The organism is Novipirellula artificiosorum, assembly GCF_007860135.1.
In the GTDB taxonomy this organism is placed as follows: Bacteria; Planctomycetota; Planctomycetia; order Pirellulales; family Pirellulaceae; genus Novipirellula_A; species Novipirellula_A artificiosorum.
Genome location: NZ_SJPV01000064.1, coordinates 1 through 1,263, shown reverse-complemented (window position 1 = coordinate 1,263; position 1,263 = coordinate 1). Strand labels below are relative to the sequence as shown.

The 1,263-nt window shown below is 53.1% G+C and carries 1 protein-coding gene and 1 pseudogene; both read right to left on the bottom strand.

Going from position 1 to position 1,263, the window contains the following annotated elements; all coding sequences use genetic code 11:
- Window positions 1-230 precede the first annotated feature (230 nt).
- Window positions 231-719, bottom strand: coding sequence for a response regulator (locus Poly41_RS33760; protein ID WP_146531777.1), 489 nt, complete (start codon window positions 717-719; stop codon window positions 231-233).
- A pseudogene (locus Poly41_RS35925) lies at window positions 716-946 on the bottom strand (sensor histidine kinase); the annotation flags it as partial. The gene Poly41_RS33760 and the pseudogene Poly41_RS35925, both read right to left, overlap by 4 nt.
- Window positions 947-1,263: the final 317 nt, after the last annotated feature.

Below are 1,263 nucleotides of genomic sequence, written 5' to 3'. Positions count from 1 at the left end.
TTTGGTGGTGCGAAAACACCGTTTACAGGCACCCTTTGTTCAACCGGACGCCTCGTCTGTGGGAAATGTGACGTTGACGAGGAAGGTTCATGCCTCGCCTTCGACTCTCCCAGTGGAGAGGGTGAAGTGGTAGACGCTCTATTGTCAAGCACTGAGAAACGGAACAATCTCTCGCGTCGGTAGAGGCCTAGCCTGCGCCAGGTTTCACGGAATGACTCGTTGAGATGTGCTTAGAGAAAGGGCGAGACCTCTCGCTGCCTGGCCGTCAATCGCTGCGGTGAGCCGCTGGAGGATGCATCACCATCGCGATAGGACTGGAACAATTCACCCGCAATGATGGGCGAAATATAGGTTTGTCCACACAGTGCTTCACGAATCGCGGTTAGTAGCTCTGACGTCACCGAGTGTTTTAATACGTATCCGGAAGCCCCTGCATCTAAAGCCCTGCGAGCATACGCGACGTCGCGGTGCATGGTTAGGAAGACGACCTTTGCCGTGACGCCTGCGTCGCGAAGCTGGACCGCAGCTTCAATTCCGTTCAGCAATGGCATTGTCACATCAGCAACGATCACCGCTGGCAACAGCCTTTTCGCAGCAGCCACAAGCTCGCGTCCGTCGGCAACAACACCGATGACTTCAAACTCGGCTTCCAATAATCCACGCACTCCCTCGGCTAGAATTTGATGGTCGTCGGCGATTAATACTCGAATTCGATTCATGGCGATGACATGTGACCTAGCGTTGCCCGTAAGCCAGCACGAAGTGGCAGAAATCCACCCGGACTGAGTGGCACGTGAACTTCGACCGAGGTGCCCTGTCCCGGTTGTGAACTGATTTCAATGGTTCCGTCAAGGAGATGCACACGCTCCTCCATACTCGAAAGACCTAGTCCTGGCTGCGAGTTTGCGATCTTTGCATCAAAGCCAACTCCTTCATCGCGAACCTGTAAGACGAGTTCGGATCAGCATGCGATGCCGGATTATTGATTGTTCGCTGCTGAACGGTGAAGTGGTGAATCATTCTTTCGCTTGTCCGGAGTGCGCCTATTGTACACGACAAACTAACAGAACCCACCTCGAATGAGGATCAGGGATTCCCCTCATTTCTAGTTGAGACCAACCTACCAAGGTTTGCCTTACTGGCAGACCGAACAGTACCTCGTCCGCTCAAAAAACTTTGCTGACCAATCAAGCCTTGTCGGACTCGACTGCCATTGGCTTGAGAATTCGCAGGAGTTCTTCGGTTGTTTCAGGATGTTCGGTA

Coding starts and splice junctions, on each gene's coding strand:
- Poly41_RS33760 (WP_146531777.1), bottom strand. CDS start 719: ATGAATCGAATTCGAGTATTAATCGCCGACGACCATCAAATTCTAGCC.